We start from the raw sequence: 16,248 nt of genomic DNA, 5'->3' as shown, positions 1-16,248 counted from the left end.
TCACACTCAAGCCAGTTCCTGATTCAGCTCATCCAACAGTTCCAACGCCTTGTCCTTGTCCCCGAACGCCCGCATGAAGCCCCGGCCTCCGCCGCGCTCGGTGAACGGCGCAACTCCGAAGTCTCCCGGCTCAATGCCGATGTCGTTGGAAATGGCGTCCTTTATCCGCTCCAGCCACCACAGCTGCTCGTCCGTGAACTCCACACCCACCTGCCGCTGCCGCAGCAGCCAGCCCTCGAAGCGCTCCTCGACCACCGTACGGTACGGGCGCAGCTCGTCGTCCGCGCCGAGCTCGTAGCGAATGAGTCGCATCAGGTCACCGAGGCCCGCCTCCTTGCCGGGGCTTGCCGCCGCCTTGCCGAGCTGCTCGTAGTGGTCCCACAGGACGCCCGTCGTCCAGGCACGGTTCGTCGCGCGGATCTTGCCCGCCAGCTCCTTCAGCGCGTCCCGTGCCTCGCGCGGGCTCACCCGCGCGCCGCTGCCCAGCGCCACCCGGATCGCCGCGTTCTCGTCCCGCTGCGCTTTCTCCAGCAGTGAGTTCCACTCAGCCAGCTCCTTGCGGGCCCGCTCCGAGCGCGGTATCTCCCGAACCTCAGTGACCCGCACCTCGGTCGTCTCGTCATACGTCAGGTCCTGCTGGTGGCGGATCTCCAGGATCAGCTTGCGCAGCTCCGGGCTGCCAGTCAGAGGAGCCACTGCATCATGGACCAGCTTCTTGGCCAGCTCGGGGCCGCCCTCGTGCCGAGCACGGTCCTGGGTGTCCACATCGACCGCGTCCGTGATCCTGCGCGCAAGGTCGGCCAGGCTGACTCCCCCGGACGTCTGCGCCAGCAGGCCCTTCTCCTCTTCCCCCAGCTGACGCTCGATACGGGCCAGCCGACGCGCGAGCGTCTCCGCCTCGTCCGCCGTCAGCGACCGCGTGCCGGCTTTGTCGAGGAGTTTCGCCAGCGAGACGCTCTTCTCACCTGCCGGGATGAGCGGCCGGGCGTCCACCAGAGGGGAATCCGTGACGCCCACCGCATCGATCAGGACGAAACGGTCCTTCGTCAGGCCGGGCGCCGCCTCCGGCGTCACCGCCTTCAACTCGTCCGCGTCGATAGAGCGGGCACCGCGGCCCTTCATCTGCTCGAAGAGCACCGGGCTCTTGATCGCCCGGAGGAAGATCACGCACTCCAGCGGCTTCACGTCCGTCCCCGTGGCGATCATGTCGACCGTCACCGCCACGCGCAGCCGGGGCGAGTTACGCAGGTCGTTGATCAGCGAGTCGGGGTCGTCCCCGTTCTGCCGCGAACGGTACGTGATCTTCTTCGCGAACTCGTCGCCACGGCCGAAGACCTGCTTCACCTGCTTCAGTACCTCTTCGGCATGGTCGTCGCCGGCCGCGAAGACGAGCGTCTTCGGCAACTCCGCGCGGCCCGGGAACCACCGCTGCCAGTTGTTCCGGTACGTCGTCAACACCGCCCGGATCTCGTCCTCGGTGATCACCGTGCGGCCAAGCTGCGCGGTGGTGTACTCGAAGTCCTCGTCCAGCTCCTCGTAGCGCTGGGCACGCGTCTGACGGTCGCGGATGCGGACGGTCGTGCCCTTCTCGATCTTCGCGCCGCCGTCCTCGCGGATGGTGGTGTTGACGCGCACGATGTCGAAGTCGACGTTGACGCCGTCGGCCACGGCCTGCTCGTACGTGTACTGCGCCACCATGTTGTTATCGAAGAAGCCCTTGGTCTGGCGGGTGGGCGTGGCCGTGAGGCCGACCAGGTGGGCGTCGAAGTACTCCAGGACGCCGCGCCAGAGCCCGTAGATCGAGCGGTGGCACTCGTCGATCACGATCACGTCGAAGGACTCGATCGGGACGTCCGGGTTGTACTCGACCGTGATCGGCTCGTCCGCCGCGTAGGTCTCGTCCAGGTTCGAGGCCTTCTTGTCCTCGCCGTCCTTGCCTTCGCTGACCGCAACCTCGTTCGTCTCCGGCTCGTCCGTCTCCGGCCCTTCCGGCAACTCCTCGCCCTTGAGGAGCGCGTACATCCGCTGGATCGTCGAGATCACGACCGCCGAAGTGTCCTGAATCCCACCGCGGCCCAGCATGTCGACGTTGTAGAGGTCGGTGAGCTTCCGGTTCTCGTCCGGCGTGCGGTACTTGTCGAACTCCGCGTGCGCCTGCCGGCCGAGGTTGTTGCGGTCGACGAGGAAGAGGACCCTGCGGGCACCCGCGTGGCGGAGCAGACGGTACGTCTCCGTGACGGCCGTGAACGTCTTTCCGGCGCCCGTGGCCATCTGGATGAGGGCGCGCGGCCGGTCGGCGGCCAGAGAGCCCTCCAGGCCCGTGATGGCCTCGACCTGGGCCATACGCAGGCCGTGGGTCTCCAGCAGTGGCATGCCCGTGCGGAGGGCCGCGCGGAAGGTCGGCGTGTCCGGTTCCTCGTCGGCCCGCTTCATCCACGCGGCGATGGTCTCGGGGCGGTGGAAGGCGAAGACCTCACGGGAGCGGGCATCGGGGTCGACGCGGTTGAGGAAGTACGTTTCCGCGCCCGTGCTGACGTAGCGGAACGCAAAAGGTTCCTCCCTGCGCCACACGGCCATCGTGTGCTCCTTGAGCACACCCGCCGCGTATCGCTCGTTCTGGGCGAGGGCTCCGGCGAGCGCGGTTCCCTCGCGCTTGGCCTCGACGACGCCGACGATCTTGCCGTCGACGTAGAGGACGTAGTCGGCACGGCCCGTGGCCAGCGTGAACTCACGGATGGCGACGCCCCTGCCGCGCTTGTCCAACGGGTTGGCATCCGCCTTGTCCTGGATCACCCAGCCCGCCTTGGCCAGCATCGCGTCGATCTTCTCGCGCGCCTGCACCTCGTTGAGCGGCGCCGGGCGCTGCGCGCGCTCCACGATGGCTTCGCGGGCGGCCGAGGCGACCTTGCGGGGCTGGAGGCGCTCACGGTCGTACTGCTGCTGGTGAGCCGTGCGCAACTCGGCAACCTGCGCCCTCAGCTCCTCAACCTCGGCGGCGTACGCCGACTTCGACTGCTGGGCGCTGGCGATGAGCGCCTCGGCCTCGGCACGCGCCCGCCGCTCGGCCTCCAGGCGGTCGCTGGTCTCGGACAGTTTGACGCGCGACTCGGCCAACGCGCGGCGATGGCCCTTCAGCGCCTCCTGGAGCTCCGCGATCTCCTCGGGGTCGGCGGAGGACACGTCGGCCGGGAGCGTCGGCGGGACGAAGGCGGACACGGTCCGCGTCCCACCCATGGCCCGGTCGAAGAGGTCACCCAGCTGCCAGCACAGCCTCAGCGCTTCGAGTGCCTTCGTCGTGTCGAAGAGGTGGTTGTGCGCGGCGTCGTTGCGGCCTCGACGCAACGTGTCGAAGGCGGCGCGGCTCCAGCCGACGAGTACGCCTGCCCGTGTGAGCGCGTTGAGGCGGTCGAACTGAGTGGCGCCCTCGACCCGAGTGCCGGTCCGGGTGACGAACTCCTCGGCCAGGACCTCGCCAAACTGGCCGGCGCTCACGTACGCGGCGTTCGGGTTGGTCAGGACGGTGAGTTCCGCCTGCGAGCCGTAGATGGCCAGGAGGGGCTGGTACCCGTACAGCCGCCCGAAGTTGGGCGACGCTTTCGCCAGCTTCCGGAGTCGATCGTCAACTCTGTCTCTGTCCACGCGCCGCTGCCTCAGCCTTCGCTTGTCCTGGATCCGCCAAGCTTACGGAGCCAAGTACTCCGAAGGAGCAGAACAGGTCGGCCAGGGGCGGGCTCCGGTCGTTCGCGGTCCGGAGCCCGTGTGTCGGACCGGTCAGAACTTGATGCTGCTGATCATCCCGGCGATGTTGGTCGTCAGCTCGCTGATCGTGGGTGCGATGGTGGACGAGGCGAGGTAGAACCCCAGGAGGACGCAGACGACCGCATGGCCGGCCTTCAGTCCCGACCTCCTGATGAGCAGGAAGACGATGATCGCCAGCAGCACCACCGCCGAAATCGAGAGTGCCACGGCGGCTCACCTCCAAGAACCCGGGATCGTCGGGGAAACAGTGCGGGGGAACTTGTAAATCCATACAGCAGCCAGCAGGTTCATACCCACGCAGCGCTATTGATCATAACTATCCGTGCGTGCGCATCGATCGGCGCACGGCCGCACAAGGGGGCGCATGGCCAATATGGTCGTGGCATGACGACCGAGCCTGTCTCCTTCCCCCGACGGCACGCCCGCACCCAGCGCTTCACGCTCGGAGCGCCGCGTTCGTTCACCGTGGCTCCCGACGGTTCCCGGGTCGCGTTCCTGCGCTCGGGGTCCGGTACGGACCGGGCCAACGCGCTGTGGGTCCTCGACCTCGCGGACGGCGCGGAACGCACGGCGGCCGACCCGCGCACGCTGCTGGGCGGGGCCGCGGAAGACCTCTCGCCCGAGGAGCGGGCGCGCCGTGAACGCAGCCGTGAGGGCGGCGCCGGCATCGTCGGCTACGCCACCGACACCGCCGTGGAGTTGGCGTCTTTCGCCTTGTCAGGGCGGCTTTTCGCGGCGGAGCTGCGGGCCGGCACCGCCCGTGAACTCCCCGCCCCCGGACCGGTGATCGACCCGCGCCCGGCCCCCGACGGCCGGCACATCGCGTACGTCGCCGACGGCGCCCTGCGGGTCGTGGGTGCCGAGGGGGCGGGCGACCGGGCGCTCGCCGAGCCGGAGTCGGAGTCGGTTTCCTATGGATCGGCCGAGTTCATCGCGGCCGAGGAGATGCACCGTGACCGGGGCTTCTGGTGGGCGCCGGAGTCGGACCGGCTGCTTGTGGCGCGGGTGGACGACACGCCGGTGCAGCGGTGGTGGATCTCCGATCCGGCCCATCCGGAGCGTGACCCACAACACGTCCCCTATCCGGCGGCCGGCACCCCGAACGCTGACGTACAGCTGTTCGTGATCGGCCTCGACGGGGTGCGCACTCAGGTCGTCTGGGACCGGGCGCGCTACCCGTATCTGGCGCGAGTGCACTGGTCAGCGGCGGGTGCGCCACTGGTTCTGGTGCAGGCCCGTGACCAGCGCAGCCAGCTGTACCTGGCGGTGGATCCGGACACGGGGGCGACCCGGATGGTGCACGCCGACGAAGATCCGATTTGGCTGGATCTTTTCCCTGGAGTGCCGTGCTGGACGCCCTCCGGGCAGCTGGTGCGGATCGCCGACGAGGGCGGCGCGCGGGTGCTCGCGGTGGGTGAACGTCCGCTGACCGGGCCGCAGTTGCATGTGCGTGCGGTGCTCGATGTGTCGGACGACGACGTGCTGGTCTCGGCCTCGGCGGGCGAGGACGCGACCGCGCCGGAGATCGGCGAGGTGCATGTCTACCGCGTCAACGAACTCGGCCTGGAGCGCGTGTCGCAGGAGCCCGGCGTGCACTCGGCGGTACGCGCCGGGGAGGTGACCGTCCTCGTGTCGGCGACGCTCGACCGGCCGGGGGCCCGGGTGCAGGTGCTGCACGACGGAAAGCCGGCGGCGACCATCCCCTCGTACGCCGAGGATCCCGGTTTGTCCCCGCGCGTGACCCTCACCGAGGGGGGCGCACGGCGGATTCCGTGCGCCGTGCTTATGCCGCGGGACTACCCCGGTGACACTCCCCTGCCGGTCCTCCTGGACCCCTACGGCGGACCGCACGGCCAGCGGGTGGTCGCCGCGCACAACCCGTATCTCACCTCGCAGTGGTTCGCCGACCAGGGGTTCGCGGTCGTCGTCGCCGACGGACGGGGCACCCCGGGCCGCTCCCCCGCCTGGGAGAAGGCGGTCCGGGACGACCTGGCCGCGGTGGTCCTCCAGGACCAGGTGGACGCGCTCCAGGCCCTCGCCGCCGACTTCCCGCTCGACCTCGGCCGGGTCGCGATCCGCGGCTGGTCCTTCGGCGGCTATCTGGCCGGGCTCGCGGTGCTGCGCCGGCCGGACGTCTTCCACGCCGGGATCGTGGGCGCGCCGGTCACGGATCTGCGGCTCTACGACACCCACTACCAGGAGCGCTACCTCGGCCACCCGCACGAGCAGCCGGACGTCTACCGGCGCAACTCGCTGGTCGACGACGCCGGGCTGGTGGACGCCGTCGAGCCGGCCCGGCCGATGATGATCGTCCACGGTTTCGCCGACGACAACGTGGTGGTGGCCCACTCGCTGCGCCTGTCCACCGCCCTCCTGGCCGCCGGCCGCCCGCACGAGGTCCTGCCGCTGTCCGGCGTCACGCACATGACCCCGCAGGAGACGGTCGCGGAGAACCTGCTGTTGCTCCAGCTGGACTTCCTTCGGCGCGCTCTGCAACTGAGCTGAGCAGCGACACTCCACAGAGCACCGCAACCATCAATTGAGGAACCACGACGAAGCACCAGCCAGGTCCGCGAGAGCGGCGCCGGTTTAGGCGCAAAGAACAGCAACGGGCCGGGATGACATGGCGGCATCCCGGCCCGTTTACGGCACCCGCACGGCCGTACGCTCTACAGACTGACGCGTCCGTATATCGGAATCGGGTCAGTGGAGTTGCCTCCGTGTTACCGCGTCTCCTCCGGCGGCACCACCTGTTTCTCCTCCGCGAAGTGGCAGGCGGAGTCGTGGGCCGCAGGACCGCCCGCCGGCCTGAACTCCGCGGGCACCGCGAGCGCCGGCACCTCCAGCGTGCAGCGCTCCTGCGCCTTCCAGCAGCGGGTGCGGAAGCGGCAGCCGGAGGGGATGTTCGTCGGGGAGGGCACGTCGCCGAAGAGGATGATGCGCTCCCGGCGTTCGCGGGCCTCCGGGTCGGGCACGGGGACGGCGGAGAGCAGTGCCTGGGTGTAGGGGTGCGTGGGGTGGTCGTAGATCTCGGCGTCCCGGCCGGTCTCCACGATCCTGCCGAGGTACATGACGCCGACCCGGTCCGAGATGTGCCGGACGATCGACAGGTCGTGCGCGATGAAGATGTACGACAGCTCGAACTCGTTCTGCAGGCGCTCCATCAGGTTGATGACCTGGGCCTGGACGGACACGTCCAGCGCGGAGACCGGTTCGTCGGCGACGATGATCTCCGGGCGCAGCGCCAAACCCCGGGCGAGGCCGATGCGTTGGCGCTGCCCGCCGGAGAACTGGTGCGGATAGCGGTTGATGTACTCGGGGTTGAGGCCCACGACGTCCAGCAGCTCCTGGACGCGTCTGCGCCGGTCGGCCTTGGGGGCCACCTCGGGATGGATCTCGTACGGCTCCCCGATGATGTCGCCCACCGTCATACGGGGGTTGAGGGAGGTGTACGGGTCCTGGAACACCATCTGGATGTTGCGCCGTACGGCCTTCAGAGCCCTGCCGGACAGCTGGGTGATGTCCTCGCCCCGGTACCTGATCACTCCGGCCGTCGGCTTCTCCAGGCTGACCAGCATCCTGGCGACCGTGGACTTGCCGCAGCCGGACTCACCGACGATGCCGAGGGTTTCGCCGCGGTCGAGGGTGAAGTCGACACCGTCGACGGCCTTCACCGAGCCGACCTGCTTCTTGAAGAGGACGCCCCGCGTCAGCGGGTAGTGCTTGACGAGCCCGCTGACCTCCAGAATCGGCTCAGCCATGCAGGCACTCCCTCCAGAAGTGGCAGGCGCTCCCCCGGGCCCCGTCCGACGGGGTCACCTCGTACAGCGGGGGTACGTCGGTGCGGCACACGTCCCGGGCCATCGGGCAGCGCGGGTGGAACGCGCAGCCCGGCGGGATGTTCATGAGGTTGGGCGGCAGACCCTTGATGGCGTAGAGCTCCTGGCCCTTGTGGTGCAGACGCGGGATGGAGTCGAGCAGGCCCCTGGTGTAGGGGTGGGCCGGCGCCTTGTAGATGTCGTGCACCGGCGCCGACTCCACGATCCGGCCCGCGTACATCACCGCGATCCGGTCGGCGACGTCGGCGACCACGCCGAGGTCGTGGGTGATGAGGATCAGCCCCATGTTCAGTTCGCGCCGGAGTTCCGCCAGCAGGTCCATGACCTGGGCCTGCACGGTGACGTCGAGGGCGGTGGTGGGCTCGTCGGCGATGATCAGGGCCGGTTCGAGGGCGAGCGCCATCGCGATCATGATGCGCTGGCGCATACCGCCGGAGAACTGGTGCGGGTACTGCTTCACCCGCTCCCTGGCGCCCGGGATGCGGACGCGGTCCATCAGCTCCACGGCCCTGGCCCGCGCGTCCTTCTTCGACATGCCCCGGTGGACCACGAACATCTCGCCGAGCTGGTCCCCCACGGACAGCACGGGGTTGAGTGCCGACAGCGCGTCCTGGAAGATCATCGCCATCTCGGCGCCACGGATCTTCCGCCGCTCGTCCTCCTTGAGCTTCAGCAGGTCCCGGCCCTGGAAGAGGACCTCCCCGCCGGTGATCCGGCCCGGCGGCATGTCGAGAATGCCCATGACGGCCTGGGCGGTGACGGACTTGCCGGAACCGGACTCGCCGAGCACGGCGAGGGTCTCACCGGCGTCCACGCTGCAGGTGACGCCGTTGACGGCCTTGGCGGTCCCGTCCCGGGTCCGGAACTCCACGTGCAGATCGCGCACTTCGAGCAGCATGGCGGCACCTCACCTCAGCTTCGGGTCGAGGGCGTCGCGCACCGCGTCGCCGAGCATGATGAACGCGAGCACGGTGATCGCCAGCGCTCCGGAGGGCCACAGCAGCGCGTGCGGGGCGTTGCGGATGTACGGGGAGGCGGCCGAGATGTCGATCCCCCAGGACACGCTGGGCGGCTTCAGGCCGACACCGAGGTACGACAGGGTCGCCTCCAGCGCGATGTACGTGCCGAGCGCGATGGTCGCCACGACGATCACCGGTGCCACGGCGTTGGGTGCGATGTGCCGCAGCAGCAGCCGGGAGTTGGAGGAGCCGAGGGCGCGGGCGGCCTGGACGTAGTCGTTCTGTTTGACGGTGATGACGGAGCCGCGGGCGATCCGGGAGATCTGCGGCCAGCCGAGCAGCACCATGAACCCGATGACCGGCCAGATGGAGTTGCTGGTCACGACCGACAGCAGGACGAGGCCGCCGAGCACGACGGGGATCGCGAAGAAGATGTCGGTGATCCGCGACAGGACCGAGTCCCCCATCCCGCCGAAGAACCCGGCAAGTCCGCCGAGGACGCTCCCCAGGATCGCGACGCCGAGCGTGGCGCAGACGCCGACCACGACGGACGTACGGGCGCCGTAGACGGTGCGCGTGTAGACGTCGCAGCCCTGGCCGTCGTAGCCGAAGGGATGGCCGGGCTGGGAGCCCTCCTGGGCCTTGGCGAGGTCGCACTTGAGGGGGTTGCCGGAGGCGATCAGGGACGGCCACAGGGAGATGACGACCAGGAAGCAGATCACCAGGCCCGAGATGATGAAGACCGGGTTGCGGCGCAGGTCGTGCCAGGCGTCGGACCAGAGGGAGCGGGGTTTGCCGGACGTGCCCGCACCGTCGGGGCGGCTGGGACGGTTCTCCAGGGTCTCCGCCTCGCTCGCGGCCAGGTCCATCGCTCCTCCCATGCCGGTGCCGGCGATCGCGCCGTCGGGTTCCTTGGTTTCAGGCATAGCGGATCCTCGGGTCGAGTACGGCGTACAGAAGGTCGACGAGGAGGTTGGCGAGCAGGAAGACGAGGACGAGGACGGTCACGAAGCCGACGACGGTCTGGGTGTTCTGCCGGAGAATCCCCTGGTAGAGCTGGTAGCCGACGCCGTGGATGTTGAAGATCCGCTCGGTGACGATCGCGCCGCCCATCAGCGCGCCGACGTCGGTGCCGATGAAGGTGACCACGGGGATCAGGGAGTTGCGCAGCAGATGCCGGGTGATCACCCGGCGTCGGGGCAGGCCCTTGGCGACAGCCGTACGGACGTAGTCGGAGCGCCGGTTCTCCGCGATGGAGGTGCGGGTCAGGCGGGTGACGTAGGCGAGGGAGACGGAGGCGAGCACGAGACCGGGCACGATCAGCTCGTCGAACCGGGCCTCGGGGGACACCGACGGTTTGATCCAGCCCCACTGGACGCCGAGCAGAAGCTGGAGCAGCAGGCCGGTGACGAAGGTGGGCACGGAGATGACGACGAGGGTGATCAACAGGACCGTGGTGTCGACGGGGTGGCCCCGGCGCAGCCCCGTGACGACGCCCAGCGTGATGCCGATGACGATCTCGAAGAGGATCGCCACGATCGTCAGCCGGATGGTGACCGGGAAGGCGGACGCCATCAGCTCGATGACCGGCTGGCCGTTGAAGGCGGTGCCGAAGTCGCCGGTGAAGACGTTGCCCATGTAGGTCAGGTATTGCTGCCAGACCGGCTTGTCGAGGCCGAACTCCTTCCTGAGCCGGGCGGCCGTCGCCGGGTCGCACTCCCGCTCACCGCACAGCCCGGCGATGGGGTCGCCCATCACGTTGACCATCAGGAAGATCAGCAGGGTGGCCCCGACGAAGACCGGGATCATCTGCAGCAGGCGCCGGACGACATACCGTCCCATGGCGCCCCCTCAGCTGACCTTGATCTGGTCGTAGACGGGGACGCTGAACGGGTTGAGTTTCACGTCCGACAGGCGCTCCGAGTAGCCGGCGCTGCCGTTCTGGTACCAGAGCGGGATGGCCGCCATGTTGTCCCGGACGACCTCCTGGGCCTGCTGGAAGGTCCTGATCGCCTTGGCCGTGTCGGACTCGGCGTTGGCCCGGTCGATGAGGTCGTCGAACTTCTCGTTGGACCACTTGCCGTCGTTGGAGGAGGCGTTGGTGTAGTAGAGCGGCTGGAGGAAGTTCTGGATCAGCGGGTAGTCCATCTGCCAGCCGGCGCGGAACGGGCCGGCCATCTTGCGGTCGGTGATCTGGCCGCGGAAGTCGGCGAAGGTGCCGATCGGGTTGCCGACGCAGGCGTGGTCGTTGTCCAGGGCGTTGTTGATGGAGTTGCAGACCGCGTCGACCCACTGCTTGTGGGAGCCGGTGTCCGCGTTGTACGTGATCCTGACCTGGCCTCCGGGCAGTCCGCCGCCCTCGCGGACCAGCTTCTTCGCCTCGGCGGCGTCGTACTCGCACCACTGCCCGCACAGCCCGGGCTTGTATCCGCCGTCCTCGCCGAGGACCGGGGAGGTCCAGTCGGTGGCAGGGGTGCGGGTCTTGTGGAAGATGGTCTCGGTGATCTGCTTGCGGTCGATCGCCCGGGACAGGCCCTTGCGGACCTTGTCCATGCCGGGCCGGTTCCAGTTCCTGTCGTAGTAGGGGAAGGCGAGGGTCTGGAGGATGCCGGCGGGGGTGTTGAGGTAACGGTCGCCGAGGTCGCTGCGGACGTTCTTGAGCTGGGAGGCGGGGACGTCGTCGACGAGGTCGAGGTTGCCGGCCATCAGGTCGGTGTAGGCGGTGTTGTTGTCGGTGTAGACCTTGAGGTCGACGCCGCCGTTCTGGGCCTTGTCGGGGCCGGGGTAGGCGTCCCAGGCGCGCAGGGACATCTGGGAGCCCTTGACGTACGAGTCGACGCTGTACGGGCCGTTGCCGACGGGCCTGCTGAGCCAGGCGTCGTGGTCGTCGAAGAACGCCCGGGGCAGCGGCGCGAAGGCGGGGTAGCCGAGGGTGTCGGGGAAGGTGGAGAACTTCTGGCTGAGCCGGACGGTGAAGGTGCGGTCGCCGGTGACCTTCAGGCCGGACAGGGTGTCGGCGCTCTGGTCACCGCCGTCCTCGGGGTGGACCTGGTCGTAGCCCTCGATGTAGCTGAAGAAGTAGGCGTTGCGCTGGTTGTTCTCCAGGCTCGCGCCGTAGTTCCAGGCGTCGACGAAGGACCGGGCGGTGACCGGTTCGCCGTTGCTGAAGGTCCAGCCGTCCTTGATGGTGACGGTGAAGTTCCGTGAGTCGGTCGTCTTGATGCTCTCGGCGAGCATGTCCTCGGCGTCGCCGGTCTCGGGGTTGTACTTCTTCAGGCCCCGGAAGATCATGTCGAGGACCTTGCCGCCCTGCACCTCGTTGGTGTTGGCCGGCTCCAGCGGGTTCTGCGGGTCGCCCCAGGAGGAGCTCAGCACCGCACCGCTGTCACCGGCACTGCCGCCGCCCCCGCCGCAGGCGGTCGCCACGAGGGCTGCCGCGACCGCATACACGGCCCATGTGGCGTGCGTGGCTCTACGCATGGAGTCCCTCCTCATGCAGTGCCCTACCGCCGTCGCCGGGACGCCGGCCCCATAACGGCCAATATCCGGCCAAACGGTGCGCCATGCATAGGCGTGCGGCTTTTTGGGCTAGTGAGGGAGGGGGTGCGGGTGAAATACGGGGCGGCTGAGGGTGATGGGGCTGCGAGCCGTTGCGATGTGTTCGTTCTTCCCGCGTAAATCCCGGATTCGTGTACTGATCCGCCGTACAGCAGGCACACTGCCCGGATGGGTGATCGTTCCTACCGTGACGCCGCTCTCGTCGAACTGTATGAGGCCCTCAACCCGTGGGGAGCGGGTGACGACTTCTACCTCGATCTGGTGATGTCCGCCGGCGCCGTGCTCGACGTCGGCTGCGGAACCGGGCGGCTGCTGCGGCAGGCGCGGGAGGCGGGGCACCAAGGGCGGCTCACCGGCCTCGATCCGGCCGCCGCCATGCTCGTACGGGCCCGACGCGCCACCCGGGACGTCGAGTGGGTGCTCGGGGACCTGCCCTGCACCTGGTGGCACGAGGAGTTCGACCTGGTCGTGATGACCGGGCACGCCTTTCAGGAGCTGCTCGGCGACGAGGAGCTGCGGCGTTCGCTCGCCGCGGTCCGCCGGAGCCTCGCCCCGCACGGCGCGTTCGTGTTCGAGACGCGCAATCCGGCCGCCCGCGCCTGGGAGTCCTGGACCCCGGACCGGATCCACGAGGCCCGCGGCCCGGACGGGGACGTGGTGCGCCTGTGGCACGAGGCCGAGACGCCGGTCCACGGGGACCGGGTGTCGTTCACCGGGACCTTCGACGGTCCGCGCTGGGACGAGCCCCAGGTCAGCCGTAACACGCTGAGGTTCCTCGGCGTGGAGGCCCTGGACCGGTTCCTGGACGAGGCCGGGCTCGCCGTACGGCAGCGGTTCGGGGACTGGGGGCGGGGGCCGTTCACCCCCGCCAGCCCCGAGATCATCAACGTCGTACGGCGGGCCTAGCGTCAAGCCAGGAGCGTCAGTCCTGGTCCTCCTCCAGCGCCTTCAGCGCCGGGTCGAGGACGACGTCCTCGTCGCGGGCCTCCGTGGTCGGGTCCTCCGGGAAGTGGCAGGCCGTCAGGTGGCCGGCCCGGTTGCCGGAGAGCTGGACCAGGGGCGGTTCCTCGGTGGCGCACTTGTCCTGCGCCTTCCAGCAGCGGGTGCGGAAGCGGCAGCCGGACGGCGGGTGGATCGGCGAGGGCACGTCGCCGGCGAGGCGGATCCGCTCACGGCTCTCGCTCTCGTCGCTGATCTCGACCTCGGGGACCGCGGACAGCAGGGCGTGCGTGTACGGGTGCCGCGGCCGGTTGTAGATCGAGTCCCGGTCGCCGACCTCGACCACCTTGCCGAGGTACATGACGGCCACACGCTGCGAGAAGTGGCGGACGATGGCCAGGTCGTGGGCGATGAACACGAAGGCGATGCCCAGCTCCTGCTGCACCTTCTGCAGCAGGTTCACCACCTGCGCCTGGATCGACACGTCCAGCGCGGAGACCGGCTCGTCGGCGACGATCAGCTTCGGGTTCAGCGCGAGCGCCCGCGCCACGCCGATGCGCTGACGCTGGCCGCCGGAGAACTCGTGCGGGAAGCGGTTGTAGTGCTCGGGGTTGAGGCCGACCAGCTCCAGCAGCTCCCGGACCCGCTTCTCCCGGCCGCCCTCGGGGTTGATCCCGTTGACCTCCATCGGCGACTTGATGATCGTGCCGACGGTTTGCCGTGGGTTCAGCGAGGAGTACGGGTCCTGGAAGATCATCTGGATCTCGGACCGCACCGGCGCGAGCTGCCTGCGGGAGGCGTGCGTGATGTCCTGCCCGGCGTAGGTGATCTGTCCGGCCGTCGGCGCCAGCAGGCGCGTGATGAGCCGGCCGGTGGTCGACTTGCCGCAGCCGGACTCGCCGACCAGGCCGAGGCTCTCGCCGACGCCGACGGTCAGGTCGACGCCGTCCACGGCCTGGACCGCGCCGACCTTCCGTTTGATCGGGAAGCCGCCGTAGATCGGGAAGTGTTTCGTGAGCCCCTTGACCTCGAGGAGGGTTTCCGTCGGGGTCGGATCGGTGGAGCCCTGCTGTGCGGGGAGGGTGAGGTTCTCGCTCATGATCTCGGTTCTCCCTAGCGCAGCCGGGGCTGGATCTCGTCGATGAAGATGGTCTGCTTCTGCTCGGCCGTGAGGTGGCACGCGGAGTCACGGCCCTCGCCCAGCGGCGGCCGTACGTCCGTGCAGAGCGTGCCCGACACCTTGTCCTTGAAGGCGCAGCGCGGGTGGAAGGGGCAGCCGGACGGCGGGTTGAGCAGGGAGGGCGGGGCGCCCGGGATCGGCGTCAGCTCGGTGTGGATGTCGCCGTCCAGGCGCGGCATGGAGCTGAGCAGGCCCCAGGTGTACGGATGCTTCGGGGTGCGCAGCACCTCCTTGACGCTGCCGCGCTCCACGGCCCGGCCGGCGTACATCACCAGCAGGTCGTCGGCCATGTTGGAGATGACGCCGAGGTCGTGGGTGATGAAGATGATCGCGGAGCCGAACTCCTGCTGGAGGTCCTTGAGCAGGTCCAGGATCTGCGCCTGCACGGTCACGTCGAGCGCGGTGGTCGGCTCGTCGGCGATCAGCAGGTCGGGGTCGCACATCAGCGCCATGGCGATCATCGCGCGCTGGCGCATACCGCCGGAGAACTGGTGCGGGTAGTCGTCGAAGCGCACCTTGGGCTGCGGGATGCCGACCTTCTCCAGCATCTGGATCGCCCGGTCCTTGGCCTCCTTCTTGGAGGCACCGGTGTGCTTCCGGTACGGCTCGGACAGCTGGCGGCCCACCGTGTAGTACGGGGAGAGGGCGGTCAGCGGGTCCTGGAAGATCATCGCCATCTTGTTGCCACGGAGCTGCTCCAGCTCCTTCTCGGTGGCGGTGACGAGTTCCTTGCCGTCGAGGACGATCTCGCCGTCGATGGTGGTGGTCCGCGGGTTGTGCAGACCCAGGATCGTCAGGTTGGTGACGGACTTGCCGGAGCCGGACTCGCCGACGATGCCCAGGGTCTTGCCGCGCTCGACATCGAAGGACAGTCCGTCGACCGCCTTGACGATGCCGTCCTCGGTGGAGAACTGCACCCGCAGGTCACGGACCGAGAGGAAGCTCTCGGGCCCGGTCGGGGCCGGGGCGTCCTCGGTCTTGGTCAGTGTGGTCACGGTGGTTCGTTCTTCCTAGGAGAGCCGGACGCGCGGGTCGATCCAGGCGTACACGATGTCGACGAGGATGTTCAGGAGCAGGATGACGAAGGCTCCGACCAGCATGACGCCCATCGTCAGCGGGAGGTCCTTGTTGACCGCGCCGTCCACCGCGAGGCGGCCGATGCCCTGGAGGGAGAAGGTCAGTTCGGTGACCACACCGCCGCCGAGCAGCGAGCTGAGGTCGATGCCGAGGACGGTGACGATCGGGATGAGCGAACCGCGCCAGGCGTAGCGGAAGAAGACGTACCGCTTCGGCATGCCCTTGGCCCGGGCGGTGCGCACGTGCTCCTCGGCGAGCTGCTCGACGAGCGAGGCGCGCGCCATACGCGTGTACTGCGCGGTGAAGATGGTGGCCATCACGACCATCGGGATCCACAGCCCGGCGAGCCAGCCGAACGGATCGTCCGTGAACGGCACGTACTTGGGGTCCTCCACCCAGCCGGTGCTGTACACGAAGATCAGCAGCACGATGGGGCCGAGGAAGTAGATCTGGAACGAGCTGAGCACCATGGACGCGCCGGTGGCGACCTTGTCGATCGCGGAGCCGCGCCGGTAGGCGGCGAGCATGCCCGCGCCGATGCCGACGGTGAGGAAGACAACCATGGCGCCGACGGTCAGCGAGATGGTCAGCGGGAAGCGGTCCATGATCGTGTCCCAGACCATGTCGCCCGAGTAGAACGACTGGCCGAGGCACGGGGCGGCACAGTGGCCGTCGGGGAAGTCACGGCCGACGACGATTCCCGACATGAAGTCCCAGAACTGCTGGGCCACTGGCAGGTTGAGGCCGAGCGCCTCACGGATGTCCTCCAGTCTCGCGGGCGAGCAGTCCCTGCCACAGGCCAGAGAGGCGTAGTCGGATGGCGCCGCGACGAAGAGGAAGAAGGTTGCGGCGCCGATGAGAAACAGGGTGACGACAGCACCGACAGTGCGCCGGATGATGAACTGAAGCATGGCGGGAAGGCTGCTCTCTGCGGAGA

The 16,248-nt window shown here is 68.8% G+C and carries 12 protein-coding genes; 2 read left to right on the top strand and 10 right to left on the bottom strand.

The features are described from left to right. Positions 1-6: 6 nt before the first annotated feature. On the bottom strand, positions 7-3,639 hold the full coding sequence (locus StrepF001_RS29900) for a DEAD/DEAH box helicase family protein (protein WP_129801321.1): 3,633 nt from the start codon (positions 3,637-3,639) through the stop codon (positions 7-9). A gap of 132 nt (positions 3,640-3,771) precedes the next feature. Beyond that, entirely contained in the window at positions 3,772-3,966 is a 195-nt protein-coding gene (locus tag StrepF001_RS29895) for a hypothetical protein (RefSeq protein WP_129801320.1), read from the bottom strand. 177 nt (positions 3,967-4,143) lie between these two features. On the opposite strand from StrepF001_RS29895, the gene StrepF001_RS29890 reads away from it, so the two are divergent. After that, positions 4,144-6,264 (top strand): prolyl oligopeptidase family serine peptidase, encoded by a 2,121-nt coding sequence (locus StrepF001_RS29890; protein ID WP_129801319.1) that lies wholly within the window; start codon positions 4,144-4,146, stop codon positions 6,262-6,264. 218 nt (positions 6,265-6,482) lie between these two features. Here StrepF001_RS29890 and StrepF001_RS29885 read toward each other — a convergent pair whose 3' ends face one another. Genes StrepF001_RS29885 through StrepF001_RS29865 form a run of 5 tightly spaced genes read right to left on the bottom strand, consistent with a single transcriptional unit; the run spans position 6,483 to position 12,037 of the window. Continuing rightward, entirely contained in the window at positions 6,483-7,520 is a 1,038-nt protein-coding gene (locus StrepF001_RS29885) for a dipeptide ABC transporter ATP-binding protein (RefSeq protein WP_129801318.1), read from the bottom strand. Beyond that, positions 7,513-8,496, bottom strand: a complete 984-nt coding sequence (locus tag StrepF001_RS29880; RefSeq protein WP_129801317.1) for an ABC transporter ATP-binding protein — start codon at positions 8,494-8,496, stop codon at positions 7,513-7,515. The genes StrepF001_RS29885 and StrepF001_RS29880 overlap by 8 nt, the downstream gene beginning before the upstream one ends. A 9-nt stretch (positions 8,497-8,505) precedes the next feature. Beyond that, positions 8,506-9,483 (bottom strand): ABC transporter permease, encoded by a 978-nt coding sequence (locus tag StrepF001_RS29875; RefSeq protein ID WP_129801316.1) that lies wholly within the window; start codon positions 9,481-9,483, stop codon positions 8,506-8,508. Continuing rightward, positions 9,476-10,399, bottom strand: a complete 924-nt coding sequence (locus StrepF001_RS29870; protein WP_129801315.1) for an ABC transporter permease — start codon at positions 10,397-10,399, stop codon at positions 9,476-9,478. Before StrepF001_RS29870 ends, StrepF001_RS29875 begins: the two co-directional genes overlap by 8 nt. A 9-nt stretch (positions 10,400-10,408) precedes the next feature. Continuing rightward, complete coding sequence (locus StrepF001_RS29865) at positions 10,409-12,037, bottom strand: ABC transporter substrate-binding protein (protein WP_129801314.1); 1,629 nt, start codon at positions 12,035-12,037, stop codon at positions 10,409-10,411. 246 nt (positions 12,038-12,283) lie between these two features. Between StrepF001_RS29865 and StrepF001_RS29860 the strand changes: the two genes are divergently transcribed. Next, entirely contained in the window at positions 12,284-13,021 is a 738-nt protein-coding gene (locus tag StrepF001_RS29860) for a class I SAM-dependent methyltransferase (RefSeq protein WP_129801313.1), read from the top strand. A gap of 16 nt (positions 13,022-13,037) precedes the next feature. Here the strand turns inward: StrepF001_RS29860 and StrepF001_RS29855 are convergent, their stop codons facing one another. From StrepF001_RS29855 to StrepF001_RS29845, 3 genes are read right to left on the bottom strand one after another with little or no spacing between them, the layout of a single operon-like run. Next, positions 13,038-14,153: a dipeptide ABC transporter ATP-binding protein gene (locus StrepF001_RS29855; RefSeq protein WP_129801312.1), complete on the bottom strand. Its 1,116-nt coding sequence runs from the start codon at positions 14,151-14,153 to the stop codon at positions 13,038-13,040. 14 nt (positions 14,154-14,167) lie between these two features. After that, positions 14,168-15,229, bottom strand: coding sequence for an ABC transporter ATP-binding protein (locus StrepF001_RS29850; protein WP_129801311.1), 1,062 nt, complete (start codon positions 15,227-15,229; stop codon positions 14,168-14,170). A 15-nt stretch (positions 15,230-15,244) separates the two neighbouring features. Further along, positions 15,245-16,222, bottom strand: a complete 978-nt coding sequence (locus StrepF001_RS29845; RefSeq protein ID WP_129801310.1) for an ABC transporter permease — start codon at positions 16,220-16,222, stop codon at positions 15,245-15,247. Positions 16,223-16,248 lie beyond the last annotated feature (26 nt).

Source organism: Streptomyces sp. F001, from assembly GCF_004187715.1.
In the GTDB taxonomy this organism is placed as follows: Bacteria; Actinomycetota; Actinomycetes; order Streptomycetales; family Streptomycetaceae; genus Streptomyces; species Streptomyces flavusporus.
This window is presented reverse-complemented; position numbering and strand designations above follow the sequence as displayed.